Consider the following 17,898-nt stretch of genomic DNA (forward strand, 5'->3'; position numbering starts at 1 on the left):
AGGTACTAGCTCGTTTTATTGGTGGTATGAGTAAGTATAAATCAAAGGGAATACCTTTTGAGTTAAAGTCATACCTGTTACTAGTGGAGCAAACTGGTCGTTGTATCAGCGCGGATAAGCCTGGGTATATAGAGCATAATTTACCTCCTATTCTTGAAAGGCTGAATTTCGAAGCTGAAAACTGGTTAACGCTAACAACTCAGTTTGAAAATTTATTTCATGGAGTTGCAGGTAGAGCTGGGGCTATTGAACGTTATTGCAGTAAAACTGCCCGTAAGCGACGAAGTAACCTAACAAGCTGTAAGTTATTACTTGCTAGTTAATCTTAAATTTCTCTCGACTTTTATTTTTTGTAAACTCTTGCAGCTAATTTGTGCTTTTAATTCTCATAAAGCTAAATCTTTTATATTGGTTTTTATTATTAGATTAAGCTAATAGGGTGCTTTGCCTGCACAGCTATTATTTTAGGTTACAAATTTAAGGTATTTGGAGGTTTAACAGGCACTTTTAACAGTGCCTGTCCTTTTAAATCGTGTTCAATCTAAATTAATTAGCTCAGCCCCTAAGACTGCGTACTTATTTTTGCCATTTGCTTGTAAGAAAAAGGCGGCAGGTGCATGAAGTGAAGGTATTGATGTAAATACACTTTTGCATGCGTAAACTGGCCAATTTGTGGCGTTTTCTAGCATATTAATATCGCCAGAAAAGCAACTATACCCTTGTATTAAAAGCTCTTTATATCTATTTTCGGTAAGCGTTAACGGCTCATTTAATACAAAGCTGTTACCTACCTTAAAGTTCAGGCTGCTTGCATCTAAACTTGTGTAACCTTGGCGGATACTGCTTATATCACCCAACTCTTTAATTATGGGTGACTGTCCTTTGTTGTTTATAGCAATATCTATCTGGTAATTACCTAGTTCACTCTTTACTGTTACATCGTCTATTAGTAAGTCTACCCAATTGTCTTTAGCATTAAATGGAATAGCGTGGTACTGGGCCATTTTAGCGCTTTTCCATTTCTGTGAAGTTACTGAATCAATAGCCTTTTTATATAAAACACGGTTAACCTTACGTGCTATTTGGCGATTTGGGTCGTTTGGGTAAGCGCCTGATTCAATTAATATAGTTCGGATACCGTTTTCCGAAAAAGTATCTCCAAAACTGCGATAAGAGTAACTGTCGTTGTACTTCCCTAAGTGCCCTGGGATCATTGATTCAACCGTTTTGGCTAAGTGGGCAATAAACTGCATAGCCTCACCACGACTTTTATTTACTTCTCTTGCTTCATTATAGGCGGGTGCTAGCACTGAAATGGTGGCTTGTTTTCCCATTTTACCTGCACCGTAATAGGCATTCTGATCATGCAAGTTAAAGCCAAAGTCAGGTTTGAATGCATCTGCCGCAGCCATGAGTATTTGTCCTTCTTTTGTGCGAAGGGCTTTTGCATCACGATTTAAATCAATACCTTGTGCATTATGGCGGGTTTGAACAGCAGCGCCGTCTGGGTTCACCATAGGGATAATGAGAAGAGTTATTTTCTGTTGCCAGCTTTCTAGCCATTGTGTGTTTTCATCTGCGGTTATAAAGCTTAAAAAATCCATTAATGCAGCAGTTGCTGTGTTTTCGTCGCCGTGCATTTGGCTCCACATCATCACTTTGATTGGGCCAGTGCCGACTTTGAGAGAATTAAGTGCCTGTCCTTGGAAAGAGGTGCCTAATTGTTTTAGTGTAACGCTTGGGTGTTTTGCTGCGCTTTTTAAGTGGGGCTCTATATCGGCGTAGTAAATCGCAGGTTTATCTAAGCCAGCTACAGCGGTGTCTTCAATCGTACTTGCGAATGTCGTGTTACTTAATACTAAAAGGGCTGTGGCGAGTGCATATAGGCGCATAATTATCTCTTTTATTCTTTATTTTAATGTTATTAAGAATATTATATTTTTTATGGTTTGGCTAATCCTTGTTCAGTATTAAAGCTTCGATTGCTACTGACTAAGTATGTTTTAAAACGCTATTTTTATGCTATTTTCTTTTTCTTCATTGCTTTTCGCTATATAAAATACAGTATTACTTTTAAATACTTAGCTGTAATAAGGTTGGTTTTTTACAGTTTGTTATCAAATGGGTAAATAATACTTAACCATGTGCTGTTAAATTCTACTTGTACCGTCTGTTGACTTTGTTATACTCCACATCGAAATTTCAGTAATTACTGAAACTTTATTGATGAAGATCATGTTACCGCATTAAAAAATAGGGTAAGCCATTTACCTAAAATGCAGTAAAAGCGATAAAAAGGCGTGAGTTTTGCGAGCAATTAATCAGTCACAAGGTGTCAAACAGTCTAGCTTAGCTAGATTGCAATTGGCTGCGCGTGCGTTTTTTGCTGGTAAAGAGCTAATGTCAGTTTTAGCCTTGTTGCTGATTAATTCAGCGATGCTAATCAACGGTACATTAGAAGATGCTCAAGGGCTAAGAAGCTTATTAAGCGAAGGTGCTTTATACGAAGCACCATTGCTTAACGTGTTGAGTTTTTTAGCTTACCCTGTGGTGTCTTGCCAATTACTTATTGGTTTATGCTGGTTGGTCTTCCATTTCTTCCCTGCGCGTCGTGCAGGTGTCATTTTACGTAAAGCGGCCTTCGCTGCGCGTGAAACGATAAAGTCTTTAGTAGTACACAGCGCTCATGGCTGTCGTGCTCCTCCTCGTGTAAGTGGTTGTCTGTAAATGAGCTTTGTTGCTTAAGTTCAGCCATTTTAGTCATTTTCTAAGTTGTCTTTACTAAGCACCTAGTGGGATTTTTACGCCCAAATTTCAGTCAGCCAACCTAATAAAATCCCTCACTTTTTAGCGTGCCTTTTTGTCGTGCTCGTTATTCAGCCGAGGGATATCTGTAGCATCTGTTGCAGAAAAGCGTCGTGTTCTTATTTCGACAAGTGTTAACTTTTAGGTTGTAGGATATTCCTTTGTCAATTCGAAACCTTTGTAATATTGCTCTAGCGTCTTTAGTGCTGGCTTTGTCTGGCTGTAAAGGCGGGGTACTCGATCCAAAAGGTCAAATTGGTGTCGACGAGAAGTATTTAATTATCGTAGCTACGGTGTTAATGCTGATTGTTGTGATTCCAGTTATTGCCATGACAATTTATTTTGCATGGAAATACCGTGATGGACGAGATCAAGAAATTTACGCTCCAAAGTGGGCGCACTCTAATAAGATTGAAGCTGTAGTTTGGACCATTCCTATCATCATCGTTGCGATTTTAGGTGTGATCACGTGGCAGTCAACGCAACAACTTGACCCATATAAACCACTTGAGGGTAAAGGTAAGCACCTTACTGTTGAGGTTGTTTCTTTGAACTGGAAATGGTTATTCATTTATCCAGAACAAGGCATCGCCACAGTGAATGAGCTTGTTTTTCCTGCCAATGTGCCAGTGCAGTACAAAATCACCTCAGAAAGCACCATGAACTCGTTTTTCATTCCACAGCTTGGTAGCCAAATTTATTCAATGGCCGGTATGGAAACAAAGCTTCACTTAATCGCTGATGAGCCGGGTACTTTTAAAGGCTTTTCTGCTAACTACAGTGGTGCAGGTTTCACTGGTATGAAGTTCGATGCCATTGCAACAGCCACAGAAGCTGATTTCGATGCTTGGGTAAACAAAGTAAAAAATACCGGTTCTGCATTGACTAAGCAAAGCTATGTTGAACTTGCAAAACCAAGTGAATACGACCCAGTTAAATACTATGCCAGCGTAGATAAAGATATGTTCCATTCAATCGTAATGAAATATATGCAAGCGCATGGCTCTCACGGTGCAATGCAACACGCTATGCCAGAGCACTCAGCTCATAAAAAGCACAGCGAGGACGAGGAATAATCATGTCGTTGTTAGGTAAATTAACATTAGACGCAATCCCGTTTCATGAACCAATTATCATGGTTACCATGACGGTTGTTGCTGTCTTAGGTCTGTTAGTGGCAGGCTTAGTAACAAAATATAAAAAGTGGGGCGTGATTTGGCACGACTGGATCACCTCAATTGACCATAAGCGTTTAGGTGTGATGTACATCATTCTTGCGCTTATCATGCTTTTCCGTGGTTTCGCGGATGCCATTATGATGCGACTGCAATTAGCAATGGCTACCGGCGGTGCAAGTGGTTACTTACCACCAGAACACTATGATCAAATCTTTACGGCGCACGGGGTGATCATGATCATCTTTATGGCGATGCCGTTTATGATTGGTTTAATGAACATCATCTTACCGTTGCAAATTGGTGCTCGTGATGTTGCATTCCCATTCTTAAATAACCTTAGCTTTTGGTTAACTGCTGGCGGTGCAATCCTAATCAATATCTCATTATTCTTTGGTGAGTTTGCGAAAACGGGTTGGGTGGCATATCCACCATTGTCAGAGTTGTCATTCAGTCCGGGTGTCGGGGTCGATTATTATATATGGGCCTTGCAGATATCCGGCTTGGGTACCTTATTAACTTCGGTAAACTTCTTAGCGACTGTATTTAAAATGCGTGCACCAGGCATGACATTAATGAAAATGCCTATTTTTACTTGGGCATGTACGTGGGCGAATATCTTAATTGCAGCATCGTTCCCAATTTTAACAGCGGTACTGGCAATGCTAACGCTTGATCGTTATCTCGATTTCCACTTCTTCACGAATGAATTAGGTGGTAACGCGATGATGTACATCAACTTATTCTGGGCCTGGGGTCACCCTGAGGTTTACATTCTGATCTTACCTGCGTTTGGTATTTTCTCAGAAGTTATCTCAACGTTTGCGGGTAAACGCCTGTTTGGTTATAAGTCGATGGTTTATGCAAGCGGTGCAATTTCGATTTTAGGTTTCATCGTTTGGCTTCACCACTTCTTTACTATGGGCTCAAGCGCTAACGTTAATGCCTTCTTTGGTGTTATGACCATGGTTATTGCGGTACCGACCGGGGTTAAGTTGTTTAACTGGTTATTCACTATGTATCGTGGTCGTTTACGTATTACTGTGCCTGTCCTTTGGACTTTAGGTTTTATGGTGACTTTTACTATCGGTGGTATGACCGGCGTGTTACTTGCTATTCCTGGTGCTGACTACGTATTACATAACAGCTTATTCTTAATCGCTCACTTCCATAACACCATCATTGGTGGTGCGGTATTTGGTTATTTAGCTGGTTTTGCGTTTTGGTTCCCTAAAGCAATGGGCTTCAAACTTGACGAGAGCTGGGGCAGACGATCTTTCTGGTGCTGGTTAATTGGTTTCTTCGTGGCATTTATGCCGTTATACGTACTTGGTTTCTTAGGTATGACACGTCGCTTAAACCACACGAACAACCCTGATTGGAACATTTGGTTATACATTGCAGCTGGCGGTGCGGTGATCATTATGTTCGGTATCTTGTTCCAAGTTGTGCAACTTGTAGTGAGCTTCAAAAACCGCGAGCAACTTGACGATACAACGGGAGATCCGTGGAATGGTCATACTCTTGAGTGGGCATCTGCTTCACCTCCGCAGTACTACAACTTTGCGAAAATCCCTCATGTTGATGACATCGATGCGTGGACAGACATGAAAGAAAAAGGCTTAGCTTACAAGCAAGAAGACTCTTATAGCCCAATCCATATGCCAAAGAATACATCGGCAGGTGTATTAATGAGCGCAGCTTTAACAACCTTCTGTTTTGCCATGATCTGGCACATTTGGTGGCTTGCAGCCTTTGGTTTACTGGGTGCTATCGTGGTGTTCATCAAGCGTTGTTATACCAGCGATGTTGATTACTACGTGCAACCAGATGAAATTGTTGAACTAGAAACGGCTCACAATACAGCCGCTACTAAGGAGGTGAATGCATGAGTAGCATTTCTGCAGGACTCGACACCTTAAACGGCGCACACGGTCATGTCGATGCACATGACCATGAGCACCACGATACAGGTGGTAACACCGTATTTGGTTTCTGGCTATACCTTATGACCGACTGCCTGTTGTTTGCATCATTCTTTGCAACCTACGCAGTATTGTTCATGAACACTGCTGGCGGTGTGTCGGGTAAAGACATTTTTGAACTTGATTTTGTTGCAGTTGAAACTGCAGCTCTACTACTTAGTAGTATCACTTTTGGTTTTGCGATGATTTCGGCTCATGGGCAGAAAAAGGCGGCTACGTTAACTTGGTTGCTGGTTACCTTTGCCTTTGGTGCAGTGTTTATTGGTATGGAAGTTTACGAATTCCATCACCTAATTGCGCACGGTAATGGCCCTCAGCAAAGTGCCTTTTTAACATCGTTCTTCTCTTTGGTGGGCTTACACGGTCTTCACGTAACAGCTGGTCTTATTTGGATGACTGTCCTGATGATTGAAGTTGTGCGCCGTGGTTTAAACCCACAAACAGTGACACGCCTAAGTTGTTTAAGCCTATTTTGGCACTTCTTAGATGTGGTGTGGATCTGTGTATTTACCGTTGTTTATTTAATGGGAGCAATGTAATGAGCCACAGTGAATCACATGTAATTAATAACTTAGAAGTTCATGCACATAACGAACAATCACATGGCAGCGTTAAAGACTATTTAATTGGTTTTCTACTGTCAGTGGTTTTAACGGCTATTCCATTTTGGGCTGTGATGAGTGGTTCTTTTTCGAAAACGACCACTGCATGGTGCATCGTGAGCATGGCGATTGTGCAAATTTGGGTGCATTTGAAATATTTCTTACACCTAAACTTCAAAACAGAAGACGGCAAGGCAAGTTCATTGTCGTTTATCTTTAGTGCTTTAATTATCGTGATGGTGGTTGGTTTGTCGGTGTGGATCATCTACGAATCGAACGCCATGATGATGTACTAATAACAATTACTTTGTAATTGGTAAAAAGATTTACGAAAGGAGCTGGTTAGTTTGAGGTTGTGTCTCCAGTTCTCACAGTCTGTTACTAACTAGTTTCTTTCGTAATATTGCGTTTGTGCTGAAAATTAGAGGAGTCGAGGAAGTGTTTCGACGTTATTTAAATGTCACTAAACCTGGCATTATCATGGGCAATTTGATCTCTGTCGCGGGGGGATTCTTGCTAGCCTCTCGTGGTGATGTTGACCCATGGTTAATGATCGCAACCTTACTAGGGTTATCTTTAGTAGTGGCATCAGGATGCGCGATCAATAACGTGATTGATCGTGATATTGATGTTGCTATGGCGCGCACTCGCAAACGCGTCACAGTAACTGGCGAAATGTCAGCAAAGGCGGCTATGGCACATGGCATCGTGCTTGGTGTTATTGGTTTCGGTTTATTAGCTGTGTATACCAACGTAGTGGCACTCTTATTTGCTACTTTTGGTTACGTCATTTACGTCGGTGTGTACAGCTTATATATGAAACGTCGTTCTGTGTACGGCACCTTTGTCGGAAGTTTATCTGGCGCAGTACCACCTGTAGTGGGGTATTGTGCCGTAACTGGGCAGTTTGATGCTGGTGCTGTGATTTTATTGGTCATGTTTAGTTTATGGCAAATGCCTCATTCATATGCAATTGCAATCTTTCGTTATAACGACTACCAAGCGGCCAGAATTCCTGTGTTGCCAGTAGCGCAGGGGATCGAGAAGGCAAAGCATCACATTGTTTTATATATCGCCGTGTATGCGTTGGTTGTGATGTTATTAACCATTAGTGGTTATACAGGTTTAGCCTTTATGGCTGTAGCTTGTACAACGAGTTTTTGGTGGTTGCTAATGGCGCTTCGTGGCTATCGTCGCAATATTGACGTCAGCGGCTGGGCGCGCCAAGTGTTTGCTTTTTCAATTGTAAACATCACGGTTTTGAGCATAGCGATGGCTTTAGATTACCATTCGGTAGCTCCACAGCTACTTGTTTTAACTTAGAAAAAAGTTGCTAACATATCCCAATGTTACAGTAGCAAAGGCCCGGTTTTTTCTCCACCGGGCCTTTTTTCTTTTTCGTTTTTAAAATCGAGCAGCTTGCTCTACCACAATGCCATGACGAGCCGCTAAACGGCGATGGTCTTTATCATAACCACCACCAATTACTGTTGCGACAGGTACATTGTGCTCAAGGCAACGTTTGAGAACTAAATGGTCCCGTTGTGCTATCCCTTGCCAGCTTATATCAAGTTTTCCTAAGCCATCTTGCTGCCACACATCTACACCTGCATCATAAAGCACTAAATCTGGGTTTAGGGTGTTTAATAAATAACTCAGCGTATCGTCAACAACGCCTAGGTATTCACTATCAGCGACATTCGGTGCTAAACCTATGTCTAAATCGCTGGCTGACTTTCGAAACGGAAAATTCTTTTCACAGTGAATAGAGCAGGTATAAGCATAGGGCTGATGCGCCAGCATTGCTGCAGTACCATCACCTTGATGAACATCTAAATCAAAAATAAGTATATTGGTCACTTCACCACTTTTTATCAGGGTTTCGCTGGTGAAAGCGAGGTCGTTTACCATGCAATAGCCTGAGCCAAAATCAGTATGGGCATGATGAGTGCCACCGGCTAAGTGACAAGCGATGCCATGTTTAAGTGCTAAACGTGCTGTTTGTAAGGTGCCTAGAGGCGCAGTAAAGGTACGTGCCATCAGCTCTTTTGACCAAGGTAAGCCAATACGGCGCATCGCTTTTTCATCTAAGCGGTTGTGCCAAAGGTCGTGGATATAGTTTTCGCAGTGCACTAATTCAAGAGGTTCAGGGCTGCCAAGCACTGGTTGAGTTAGGTTGTCATTTATTAATCCAAGGTTTTGCACATGCTCATATAAATAAGCAAACTTACTCATTACAAAGCGGTGGTTTGGATCGAAGCTAAACGAATAATTAGGATGATAAACCAAAGGTAAATGGGGATTTAACTGCATAGCTCATTGAATAGCTGAATTTGCTACAGCATAGCGAATTTCTGAGCAGATGTTTACTCTGGAGCGTGAATTAAATGCGCTAGTTCTCGATGCAGTAGAGCTTCATCAACTAGGTTTAATTCAATCAATCGTTTTAAGTGAGTAATACTATCAATATCGATATGTTCGCAGCGAAGGCCTGCATGCTGATGCTCAACATGGCACAGCTCCACTTGCATTTTAATCTCGATAGTTGACTCTGGCAGGGTGAAGATTAAGTCAGCTTTACTATGAATAGGCACTAAAAATGAATCACTTTTAGTAATGAGCGCACCTTGTAAAGATAAATCAAGTAACTGACAGTGATAGTCGTTATCTTCGATACGAAGGATCGCAGGGCAAGAAAATAATACCCGCGAAAACTCTCTGCGTTCATTCATAGCTGTATCTCCCACTTTAGTTACTTAATGAGTATAGATCATAATGGAGTGAGTGATAGTAAAGCTTAATGCAACAAAAAAGCCCCTAGGTAGGGGCTTTTTGAGTATTAGCTAATTAGCCAATTCTTTTGTATTTAATACGCTTTGGTTGTGCCGCTTCTGCGCCTAAGGTTTTCTTCAACCACTCTTCGTATTCTGTGTAGTTACCATCGAAGAAGTTAATTTGGCCTTCATCACGGTAATCAAGAATATGTGTAGCAATACGGTCAAGGAACCAACGGTCATGCGAGATACACATTACACAGCCAGGGAACTCTAAAATAGCGTTCTCGAGTGCACGTAGTGTTTCAACGTCTAGGTCATTGGTTGGCTCATCCAGTAGTAATACGTTGCCACCTGCTTTTAGTAACTTAGCTAGGTGTAAACGGTTGCGCTCACCACCTGATAGGTCTTTAACGAATTTTTGTTGGTCGTTACCTTTGAAGTTAAAGCGGCCAACATAGGCACGGCTTGGGAATTCAAAGTTACCAATTTTTAATACGTCTTGGCCGTTAGAGATTTCTTGGAAAACAGTGTTGCTTTCGTCCATGTCGCCACGGAACTGATCAACCGTTGCAAGCTCAACTGTGTCACCAACAATGATCTCACCGCTATCAGGCTTTTCTTCACCGCTTAGCATTTTGAAAAGCGTTGATTTACCTGCACCATTGGCACCGATAATACCTACGATAGCGCCTTTCGGCATTGCAAAGTTTAAGTCATCGATTAATACACGGTCGCCAAAGCTCTTCTTCAGGCCTTTCACTTCGATAACTTGGTCACCTAAGCGTGGACCTGGTGGAATGAATAGTTCATTCGTTTCGTTACGCTTTTGGTAATCGTTTTGCTGAAGTTCAGAGAACTGTGCCATACGTGCTTTAGACTTAGCTTGACGGCCTTTCGGGTTTGAACGAACCCATTCAAGTTCTTGCGCGATTGATTTTTGACGTGCTTTTTCAGATTTCTGTTCTTGTTGTAAACGTAAATCTTTTTGCTCAAGCCACGATGAGTAGTTACCTTCCCAAGGAATACCTTCACCACGGTCAAGCTCTAAAATCCAACCTGCTACGTTGTCTAAGAAGTAACGGTCGTGGGTTACAGCAACCACAGTACCTTCGTAGTCGTGTAAGAAGCGCTCTAACCAAGCAACTGACTCAGCGTCTAAGTGGTTGGTAGGTTCGTCAAGAATAAGCATATCTGGTTTTTCAAGTAGTAAACGACAGATCGCAACACGGCGACGCTCACCACCCGAAAGGTGTTCAATTTTTGCATCCCAAGGTGGAAGGCGTAATGCATCAGCTGCACGCTCTAACACGTTGTCGATATTGTGACCGTCGTGTGCTTGGATGATAGCTTCTAGTTCGCCTTGTTCTTTCGCAAGTGCATCGAAGTCAGCACCGTCCATTGCATACTCGTTGTATACTTCATCAAGACGATTTAGAGCATTTTTAACTTCGCTTACTGCTTCTTCTACTGTTTCGCGAACTGTTTTGCTTTCGTCTAGTACAGGTTCTTGCGGTAAGTAACCGATTTTAGTGCCTGGTTGAGGGCGAGCTTCACCTTCAAAGTCTTGGTCAACACCAGCCATAATGCGAAGTAACGTTGATTTACCTGCACCGTTTAGACCTAGCACACCAATTTTTGCGCCTGGGAAAAAGTGTAAAGAAATATCTTTTAAGATAGTGCGCTTAGGTGGCACAACCTTAGAAACTCGACTCATCGAGAATATAAACTTATCTGGTAACACCATGAAAGGAGCCTTCAATTTATAAGAAAAATTAACAGCGTATATTGTATACCCAAACCACCTCAAGGTGCGAGTTTCAGTTGGAATTAAAAGCGATTTAGGCAAGGCATTGATTGCAAACAATAGTGGTTCTATTGTTAAAATCAATAACGCAGTATAAATCGCTTTTAAACCAACCCTTTGGGCGCTTCACAGGCACTTACTCTCATCGTTGTTACTTTTTAAAAGGGACTGCCATTCTTGCAAAGTAACGCCTTGATATTAAGCACCTGTGAAACGCTGAATTCTGCATCTTGAGGAGGCTTGGGTATAGATGCTCTGTCGCGTATACGTCAACGAAACAGGCTTTTATGGGCTTTGCTTTCAAACAAATAAAATTCATTTGGACATCTAAACATCTAGAGGTTGAAATTTCTAACTATCCGTTCATAATTAGCAGTCAGATAAGTATGCTCGGAGCCAGCTATGCCCATTACAGTAAAAGATGAATTGCCTGCCATTGCAAAGTTACGTCAAGAAAACGTGTTTGTAATGCCAAAAAGTCGTGCTAAAACGCAAGAAATCCGCCCAATGCGTTTGGCCATCTTAAACTTAATGCCAAACAAAGTTGAAACCGAAGTGCAGTTTATTCGCTTGTTAGCAAACTCACCGCTGCAAGTTAATGTTGAGCTGTTGCGCTTAGATACCCATCGCACCAGTAGTAACTCTGAACAGCACATGGATACGTTTTATCGTTATTTTTCAGAAGTGAAAGATAATAACTACGATGCCATGATCATAACAGGCGCGCCGCTTGCTCATTTAGAGTATGACGAAGTTGCTTACTGGGACGAACTAAAAGTTATTTTAGATTGGGCAGAGCAGCATGTTACGTCTACGCTGTTTTCGTGTTGGGCGGCCCATGCCGGTCTTTATCATCACTATGGCCTAAAACGTGATCTGAAACCAAACAAACTCAGTGGCGTATTTACTCATAAAAGCTATTTTGACCATGCAGCGCTGACGCGTGGCTTTGATGATACCTTTTTAGTGCCACATTCTCGTTATGGTCATATTGATATCGATAAGATTAATGCCTGCGAAGAGCTGGTAGTATTAGCCGGATCAGAGCGAGTTGGTGCCTACTTAATTAAAAATAAATCAGGTAGCCAAGTGTATATTACTGGCCATCCAGAGTACGATGCTCATACCTTAAAAGGGGAGTATTTACGTGACCAAGAAAAATCAGCGGATGCGCCTAAGCCAGAAAACTACTTCCCTGACGATAACCCAGACAACGAACCGTCGAAAACGTGGCAAAGCCATGCCTTTTTATTGTTTTCGAATTGGTTAAACTATTATGTGTACCAAACTACACCGTATGATATTAACTTAGTTAGCCAAGATGTAAGGACTAACAACTATGCCGAGTAATGCAGTGAATAAACGCGAACAATTAACCGAGGCGCTAAAACAGCGAATTTTAATCCTCGATGGCGCGATGGGCACCATGATCCAAGAATATAAGTTAGAAGAACAGGATTATCGCGGTGAGCGCTTTAAAGACTGGCATGTACTTATTAAAGGCAATAACGATTTATTAAGCCTAACTCAGCCAAAAATCATTGCTGATATTCACCGTGCTTACTTAGAAGCCGGTGCTGATATCATCGAAACGAATACCTTTAATGCCACGACTATTTCGATGGAAGATTACGACATGGCGAGCCTTAGCCGCGAAATCAACCTCGAGTCAGCGAAGCTTGCACGCAGCGTGTGTGATGAACTTGAAGCAAAAGATCCTAGCAAACCGCGTTATGTAGCCGGTGTACTTGGGCCAACGTCAAAGACCTGTTCTATTTCACCAGATGTAAATGACCCAGGTTATCGTAATATCAACTTTGATAAGCTGGTGGCGGCGTATGTTGAGTCAACACAGGCACTGATGGAAGGTGGTGCTGACCTTATTTTAATAGAAACCATCTTTGATACCCTTAATGCAAAAGCGGCTTCGTTTGCTGTGGAAGAAGCATTCGAACAAGCTGGTCGTAGTTTACCTGTGATGATCTCAGGCACCATTACCGATGCCTCAGGCCGTACTTTATCAGGGCAAACCACAGAAGCATTTTATAACTCAATTCGCCATATTAAACCGCTATCAATCGGCCTTAACTGCGCCCTTGGTCCAGACTTACTGCGCCAGTATGTTGAAGAGTTATCGCGCGTTTGTGAAACCTTTACCTCGGTGCATCCAAATGCAGGTTTACCGAACGAGTTTGGCGAATATGATTTAGAAGCTCCTGAAATGGCCCAAGAAATTATTGATTGGGGCAAGTCTGGCTTTATCAATATTGTAGGTGGTTGTTGCGGCACCACACCGGCTCATATTAAGGCGTTTGCGAAAGGCCTTGAGGGTGTTAAACCTCGCCAATTACCTGAGCTTGAAGTGCGTATGCGCTTATCGGGCCTTGAAGCGTGTAACTTAAACTAGGAAACCGACATGACTGACCAAATTGCTGTATTTACTAACGTCGGTGAGCGTACCAATGTAACAGGCTCCGCTAAGTTTAAGCGCTTGATCATGGAAGAAGATTACGAGACCGCTCTCGATGTTGCCCGTGAACAAGTAGAAAATGGCGCGCAAGTGATTGATATCAACATGGATGAAGCCATGTTGGACTCGAAAGCGGCGATGGTAAAGTTTTTAAACTTAATTGCCTCAGAGCCTGATATCTCAAAAGTACCTATCATGGTCGACTCATCTAAATGGGAAGTGATTGAAGCAGGCTTAAAGTGTATTCAAGGTAAGGCCATTGTTAACTCAATTTCACTTAAAGAAGGTGAAGAGCCGTTCATCCGCCAAGCTAAGTTAATTAAACGCTTTGGTGCTGCTGCGGTTGTAATGGCGTTTGATGAAACCGGGCAAGCAGAAACTGCTGATCGTAAGTTCGAGATTTGTCAGCGTAGTTACAAAATACTCGTTGATGATATTGGTTTTCCGCCAGAAGATATTATTTTTGACCCGAACATTTTTGCCGTCGCAACGGGCATTGAAGAGCACGATAACTACGCTGTTGAGTTTATCGAAGGTACGCGCCGAATTAAGCAAGGCTTACCGCACTGTAAAGTGTCGGGTGGTGTATCGAATGTGTCGTTCTCGTTCCGAGGTAATAACCCAGTACGTGAAGCTATTCACTCAGTGTTTTTGTACCACGCGATTAAAGCGGGTATGGACATGGGCATTGTAAATGCGGGCCAATTAGCGGTTTACGATGATATCCCTGAAGAGCTGCGCAAAGCTGTAGAAGATGTGATCCTCAATACCGATCGAGGTGCTGGTGAGCGACTTGTTGAACTTGCACCCAAATACTCAGGTATGGCGCAAGCAGAGAAAGTTGAAGATTTAGAGTGGCGTACTTGGCCTGTCGAAAAGCGCCTTGAACATGCGCTAGTAAAAGGCATTACCGAGTACATCGACGAAGATACCGAAGAGTGCCGTAAGAGCAAAGCTAAGCCTATCGAAGTGATCGAAGGCCCGCTTATGGATGGCATGAACGTAGTAGGCGACTTATTCGGTGCAGGTAAAATGTTCTTACCACAGGTTGTTAAGTCAGCTCGTGTAATGAAGCGCGCCGTTGCCTATCTTGACCCTTTCATTGAAGCTGAAAAAGAAGAGGGCGCAACCAATGGTAAAGTGGTTATGGCAACCGTTAAGGGCGACGTACACGACATTGGTAAGAATATTGTAGGCGTTGTACTGCAGTGTAATAACTACGAGGTTATCGACCTTGGTGTGATGGTGCCGGCAGAGAAAATCTTGCAAACCGCCATTGACGAAAAAGCCGACATTATTGGTTTATCAGGGCTTATTACCCCTTCGCTTGATGAAATGGTGCATGTTGCGAAAGAAATGACCCGTCGTGGTTTTGAATTACCGTTACTGATTGGTGGTGCAACAACCTCTAAAGCGCATACTGCGGTTAAAATTGAGCCGCAGTATGATAAAGGTGTGGTTTATGTAAATAACGCCAGCCGCGCTGTAGGTGTGGTTTCTAATTTACTGTCGAAAGAGTTAAAGCCAGCATTTTTAGAGAAAACCAAGGCTGAGTATGAAAAAGTACGTGAACAACAAGCACGTAAAAAGCCGCGCTCAAAACCCGTTACTTTACAGCGTGCTCGCGACAACGCTGTAAAACTCGATTGGGACAACTACACGCCACCTGTGCCGAAAAAGCTGGGTGTGACTAAGTTTAAAGATGTTTCGATTGCGACGTTAAGACAGTACATCGACTGGACACCTTATTTCATGACGTGGTCAATCGCTGGTAAGTACCCACGTATTCTTGAAGATGAAATTGTAGGTGAACAGGCTAAAAGCTTATTCGCAGATGCTAATGCAATGCTTGATGAGCTTGAGCAATCAGGTGCGCTACAACCTCTCGGTGTCATTGGTTTATTCCCTGCAAACCGAGTAGGGGATGACATTGAGATTTACACCGATGAGTCACGTACAACGCTTTTAACTACATCGTGTCATTTACGTCAGCAAACAGAAAAAACCGACTTTGCTAACTACTGTTTAGCTGATTATATTGCGCCAAAAGGCACTCCTGATTACTTTGGTGCTTTTGCGGTTACTGGTGGTCTTGAAGAAGATGACCTTGCCGATGCCTTCGATGCTAAGCAAGATGATTACAATAAGATCATGGTTAAAGCCGTTGCAGACCGTTTAGCTGAGGCATTTGCTGAATATTTGCATGAGCAAGTGCGTAAAGAGTATTGGGGCTATGCGGTAGATGAAAATCTATCGAACGATGAACTTATTCGTGAAAACTACCAAGGTATTCGCCCAGCGCCAGGTTATCCTGCTTGTCCTGAACATACAGAGAAGAAGAAAATCTGGCAGTTACTTGATACAGAACAGCGTATTGGCATGAAGCTAACAAGTTCATATGCAATGTGGCCGGGTGCGGCGGTTTCTGGTTGGTATTTCTCTCACCCTGAAGCTAAGTACTACGCAGTGGCGCAAATTCAAAAAGATCAGGTTGAAGATTACGCTAAGCGTACCAACATGACTCTTGCAGAAGCTGAGCGTTGGTTGTCGCCTAATTTGGGCTATGAACCAGAATAATAACCTTTAGTTATTAGCTTTTGTTTAAATTAAAAACGAGCCCCCAAATGGCTCGTTTTTTTATGCCCATTTTTTATCATACTTTTTTCTTTTTAATTGCTTTAATACTGGCAAATTCCTTCTATTTTAAATATTTGTGTTAAAGTTATACCAATTCGCTTAATTAAGTGGTCTATTTTGAGGCAATAAAACCTCGTTGATAACAAGGCAAAAATTTCGTTATTTAGTTGTTCTAAATCAGAAATTTTTAACGCAGGTAGCGACAGGTTTAATCCCTCAAAATGATTTAGTATTATTGCGGATTGGTATTGTTGAGATTGAGCAAGAAATCTAAGGTGAAATTGTGATTGATACAGTGAATGCAAGTGACAAAGATAAAGCACGATTTTTACGTGTTTTTGCATTTATTGGTTCGATTACCTCGTTTTTAATGGCGATCACCAGCTATCAAGATGGTTACCATGCCCTTAGCTATTTATTGATTATTGGCGGCTTTGTGTTTGCCTCCCCTTTTGTCATTAAAAATCGTGACGAAACCATCGCAGTACTTATGCTGTACGCCCTCTATTCGATGATGTGTTTTTTAATTGTCTCTGGGGGGAGCAATGGCACGGGGCCATTGTGGTTGTTTATCGTATCCCCCGTGACGTTTTTTATTCGTGGTTTAAAGCGCGGAGCGTTCGATCTTATCTTGCTTGCCATTATTATCTCGGTGCTTTTCTATTTTACCGATCAATTTGGTTATTACAGTTATCCGAGTCATTACTTTCCTACACGTGTCATGCTGTGTTTCTCGATTTTATGTATTTTGGCTGGCTTCTACGAATATTACCGCAATAAATACAGTTTGCAGTTAATGGAACAACTTAAGCTTAATCAAAAGCTTGCACGTACTGATGCGATGACTGAACTCGCTAACCGTCGCTACGCAACTGAATGCTTGCAAGATAAGCGCTTTGGCGAAGGGGCTGTGTTCTTGCTGATGGATGTTGATAACTTTAAACAAATCAACGATACCTACGGTCATCAAGTGGGCGATGAGGTGCTAATATTTTTCGCTGATGTCTTTAAAGAAGTGTGCACAGAAGAAGATGTTATTTCCCGTTGGGGAGGCGAAGAGTTTTTAATAGTGATCCCAACAGGGTATGAGCTTAGAGCCAGAAAAGTCGCTGAAAGAATCCATAAGAAGCTTGCTGAAAAGCCATTTACGAGCGGCCAGCATCGTTTTCATGTTACCTTAAGTATTGGCTTGTACGTGCGCGTTGCTGATGAGAGCGTGGATCACTGTTTTAACATTGCCGATAAACGGCTTTACCGTGCTAAATCGCAAGGTAAAAATCAAACGGTTGCTGAAGTTGATTTAGCAAAGCATGAGCCTGCTTGATAAATAAAGCCGCAATTAGCGGCTTTATTGATTGCTCAAATTAATGGCTTTTTTCAAAGTCGCTGACTTCACGCTCAGCTTCTTCCTTAGATTTACCGTATTTTTGCTGAAGTTTACCAACCAGCTCTTTACGGCTACCTTCAATTTTATCTAAATCATCATCGGTAAGGTCACCCCATTTACGTTGTGCTTTACCTTTCAACTCTTTCCAGTTGCCTTCTAAACGATCGCTGTTCATCATAATCTCCTTACTTTGTTAAACATTCATCTTAGTAAGAGCAATCGCTGTACCAATTTGGTGAAATTTATTAACTGATTG

15 protein-coding genes and 1 pseudogene are annotated in these 17,898 nt (G+C 42.1%); 11 read left to right on the forward strand and 5 right to left on the reverse strand.

Annotated elements, in window-relative coordinates; all coding sequences use genetic code 11:
* Nucleotides 1-323, forward strand: a pseudogene (locus EXT43_RS20670) (transposase); the annotation flags it as partial.
* A gap of 213 nt (nucleotides 324-536) precedes the next feature.
* Here the strand turns inward: EXT43_RS20670 and EXT43_RS06150 are convergent.
* Entirely contained in the window at nucleotides 537-1,892 is a 1,356-nt protein-coding gene (locus EXT43_RS06150; RefSeq protein ID WP_130166579.1) for a M14 metallopeptidase family protein, read from the reverse strand.
* A gap of 415 nt (nucleotides 1,893-2,307) precedes the next feature.
* Here EXT43_RS06150 and EXT43_RS06155 point away from each other — a divergent pair, with 415 nt between their 5' ends.
* From EXT43_RS06155 to cyoE, 6 genes are all read left to right on the forward strand, one after another.
* Nucleotides 2,308-2,727 (forward strand): hypothetical protein, encoded by a 420-nt coding sequence (locus EXT43_RS06155; RefSeq protein WP_062566715.1) that lies wholly within the window; start codon nucleotides 2,308-2,310, stop codon nucleotides 2,725-2,727.
* Between the two features lie 239 nt (nucleotides 2,728-2,966).
* Nucleotides 2,967-3,881: a ubiquinol oxidase subunit II gene (gene cyoA, locus EXT43_RS06160; protein ID WP_054562298.1), complete on the forward strand. Its 915-nt coding sequence runs from the start codon at nucleotides 2,967-2,969 to the stop codon at nucleotides 3,879-3,881.
* A gap of 2 nt (nucleotides 3,882-3,883) precedes the next feature.
* Nucleotides 3,884-5,872: a cytochrome o ubiquinol oxidase subunit I gene (cyoB, locus tag EXT43_RS06165; protein ID WP_130166580.1), complete on the forward strand. Its 1,989-nt coding sequence runs from the start codon at nucleotides 3,884-3,886 to the stop codon at nucleotides 5,870-5,872.
* On the forward strand, nucleotides 5,869-6,504 hold the full coding sequence (cyoC, locus tag EXT43_RS06170) for a cytochrome o ubiquinol oxidase subunit III (RefSeq protein WP_054554290.1): 636 nt from the start codon (nucleotides 5,869-5,871) through the stop codon (nucleotides 6,502-6,504). The genes cyoB and cyoC overlap by 4 nt, the downstream gene beginning before the upstream one ends.
* Nucleotides 6,504-6,863, forward strand: a complete 360-nt coding sequence (cyoD, locus tag EXT43_RS06175; protein ID WP_054562295.1) for a cytochrome o ubiquinol oxidase subunit IV — start codon at nucleotides 6,504-6,506, stop codon at nucleotides 6,861-6,863. Before cyoC ends, cyoD begins: the two co-directional genes overlap by 1 nt.
* A 142-nt stretch (nucleotides 6,864-7,005) precedes the next feature.
* The gene (cyoE, locus tag EXT43_RS06180; protein WP_062566718.1) at nucleotides 7,006-7,890 is read left to right on the forward strand and encodes a heme o synthase; all 885 of its coding nucleotides are present in this window, start codon (nucleotides 7,006-7,008) and stop codon (nucleotides 7,888-7,890) included.
* A gap of 81 nt (nucleotides 7,891-7,971) precedes the next feature.
* On the opposite strand, the gene EXT43_RS06185 is transcribed toward cyoE, so the two are convergent.
* The 3 genes from EXT43_RS06185 to ettA all read right to left on the reverse strand — a co-directional run bounded on the left by EXT43_RS06185 (nucleotide 7,972) and on the right by ettA (nucleotide 11,088).
* On the reverse strand, nucleotides 7,972-8,880 hold the full coding sequence (locus EXT43_RS06185; protein ID WP_063529564.1) for a histone deacetylase: 909 nt from the start codon (nucleotides 8,878-8,880) through the stop codon (nucleotides 7,972-7,974).
* 53 nt (nucleotides 8,881-8,933) lie between these two features.
* The gene (locus EXT43_RS06190; RefSeq protein ID WP_130166581.1) at nucleotides 8,934-9,299 is read right to left on the reverse strand and encodes a PilZ domain-containing protein; all 366 of its coding nucleotides are present in this window, start codon (nucleotides 9,297-9,299) and stop codon (nucleotides 8,934-8,936) included.
* Nucleotides 9,300-9,414: 115 nt separating this feature from the next.
* Nucleotides 9,415-11,088 carry an energy-dependent translational throttle protein EttA gene (gene ettA / locus EXT43_RS06195; protein WP_130166582.1) on the reverse strand — a complete coding sequence of 558 codons (1,674 nt, stop codon included), beginning with the start codon at nucleotides 11,086-11,088 and terminating at the stop codon, nucleotides 9,415-9,417.
* Nucleotides 11,089-11,550: 462 nt separating this feature from the next.
* Between ettA and metA the strand changes: the two genes are divergently transcribed.
* The 4 genes from metA (at nucleotide 11,551) to EXT43_RS06225 (ending at nucleotide 17,579) form a co-directional block, all read left to right on the forward strand.
* On the forward strand, nucleotides 11,551-12,498 hold the full coding sequence (metA, locus tag EXT43_RS06205) for a homoserine O-succinyltransferase (protein ID WP_062566720.1): 948 nt from the start codon (nucleotides 11,551-11,553) through the stop codon (nucleotides 12,496-12,498).
* Complete coding sequence (locus EXT43_RS06210) at nucleotides 12,488-13,555, forward strand: homocysteine S-methyltransferase family protein (protein ID WP_130166583.1); 1,068 nt, start codon at nucleotides 12,488-12,490, stop codon at nucleotides 13,553-13,555. The genes metA and EXT43_RS06210 overlap by 11 nt, the downstream gene beginning before the upstream one ends.
* A 9-nt stretch (nucleotides 13,556-13,564) precedes the next feature.
* On the forward strand, nucleotides 13,565-16,195 hold the full coding sequence (gene metH / locus EXT43_RS06215; RefSeq protein ID WP_130166584.1) for a methionine synthase: 2,631 nt from the start codon (nucleotides 13,565-13,567) through the stop codon (nucleotides 16,193-16,195).
* Between the two features lie 343 nt (nucleotides 16,196-16,538).
* On the forward strand, nucleotides 16,539-17,579 hold the full coding sequence (locus EXT43_RS06225) for a GGDEF domain-containing protein (RefSeq protein ID WP_130166585.1): 1,041 nt from the start codon (nucleotides 16,539-16,541) through the stop codon (nucleotides 17,577-17,579).
* Between the two features lie 40 nt (nucleotides 17,580-17,619).
* Here the strand turns inward: EXT43_RS06225 and EXT43_RS06230 are convergent, their stop codons facing one another.
* The gene (locus tag EXT43_RS06230; protein ID WP_054562286.1) at nucleotides 17,620-17,817 is read right to left on the reverse strand and encodes a CsbD family protein; all 198 of its coding nucleotides are present in this window, start codon (nucleotides 17,815-17,817) and stop codon (nucleotides 17,620-17,622) included.
* Between the last annotated feature and the right edge of the window lie 81 nt (nucleotides 17,818-17,898).

The organism is Pseudoalteromonas sp. CO109Y, assembly GCF_004208935.1.
GTDB classification, from domain to species: domain Bacteria; phylum Pseudomonadota; class Gammaproteobacteria; order Enterobacterales; family Alteromonadaceae; genus Pseudoalteromonas; species Pseudoalteromonas shioyasakiensis.

Excerpts from the sequence above, each read along its gene's own strand:
- EXT43_RS06190 (WP_130166581.1), bottom strand. The coding sequence starts at position 9,299 with ATGAATGAACGCAGAGAGTTTTCGCGGGTATTATTTTCTTGCCCTGCG.
- cyoC (WP_054554290.1), top strand. The coding sequence starts at position 5,869 with ATGAGTAGCATTTCTGCAGGACTCGACACCTTAAACGGCGCACACGGT.
- metH (WP_130166584.1), top strand. The coding sequence starts at position 13,565 with ATGACTGACCAAATTGCTGTATTTACTAACGTCGGTGAGCGTACCAAT.
- ettA (WP_130166582.1), bottom strand. The coding sequence starts at position 11,088 with ATGGTGTTACCAGATAAGTTTATATTCTCGATGAGTCGAGTTTCTAAG.
- metA (WP_062566720.1), top strand. The coding sequence starts at position 11,551 with ATGCCCATTACAGTAAAAGATGAATTGCCTGCCATTGCAAAGTTACGT.
- cyoB (WP_130166580.1), top strand. The coding sequence starts at position 3,884 with ATGTCGTTGTTAGGTAAATTAACATTAGACGCAATCCCGTTTCATGAA.
- EXT43_RS06150 (WP_130166579.1), bottom strand. The coding sequence starts at position 1,892 with ATGCGCCTATATGCACTCGCCACAGCCCTTTTAGTATTAAGTAACACG.
- EXT43_RS06185 (WP_063529564.1), bottom strand. The coding sequence starts at position 8,880 with ATGCAGTTAAATCCCCATTTACCTTTGGTTTATCATCCTAATTATTCG.
- EXT43_RS06230 (WP_054562286.1), bottom strand. The coding sequence starts at position 17,817 with ATGAACAGCGATCGTTTAGAAGGCAACTGGAAAGAGTTGAAAGGTAAA.
- cyoD (WP_054562295.1), top strand. The coding sequence starts at position 6,504 with ATGAGCCACAGTGAATCACATGTAATTAATAACTTAGAAGTTCATGCA.
- EXT43_RS06210 (WP_130166583.1), top strand. The coding sequence starts at position 12,488 with ATGCCGAGTAATGCAGTGAATAAACGCGAACAATTAACCGAGGCGCTA.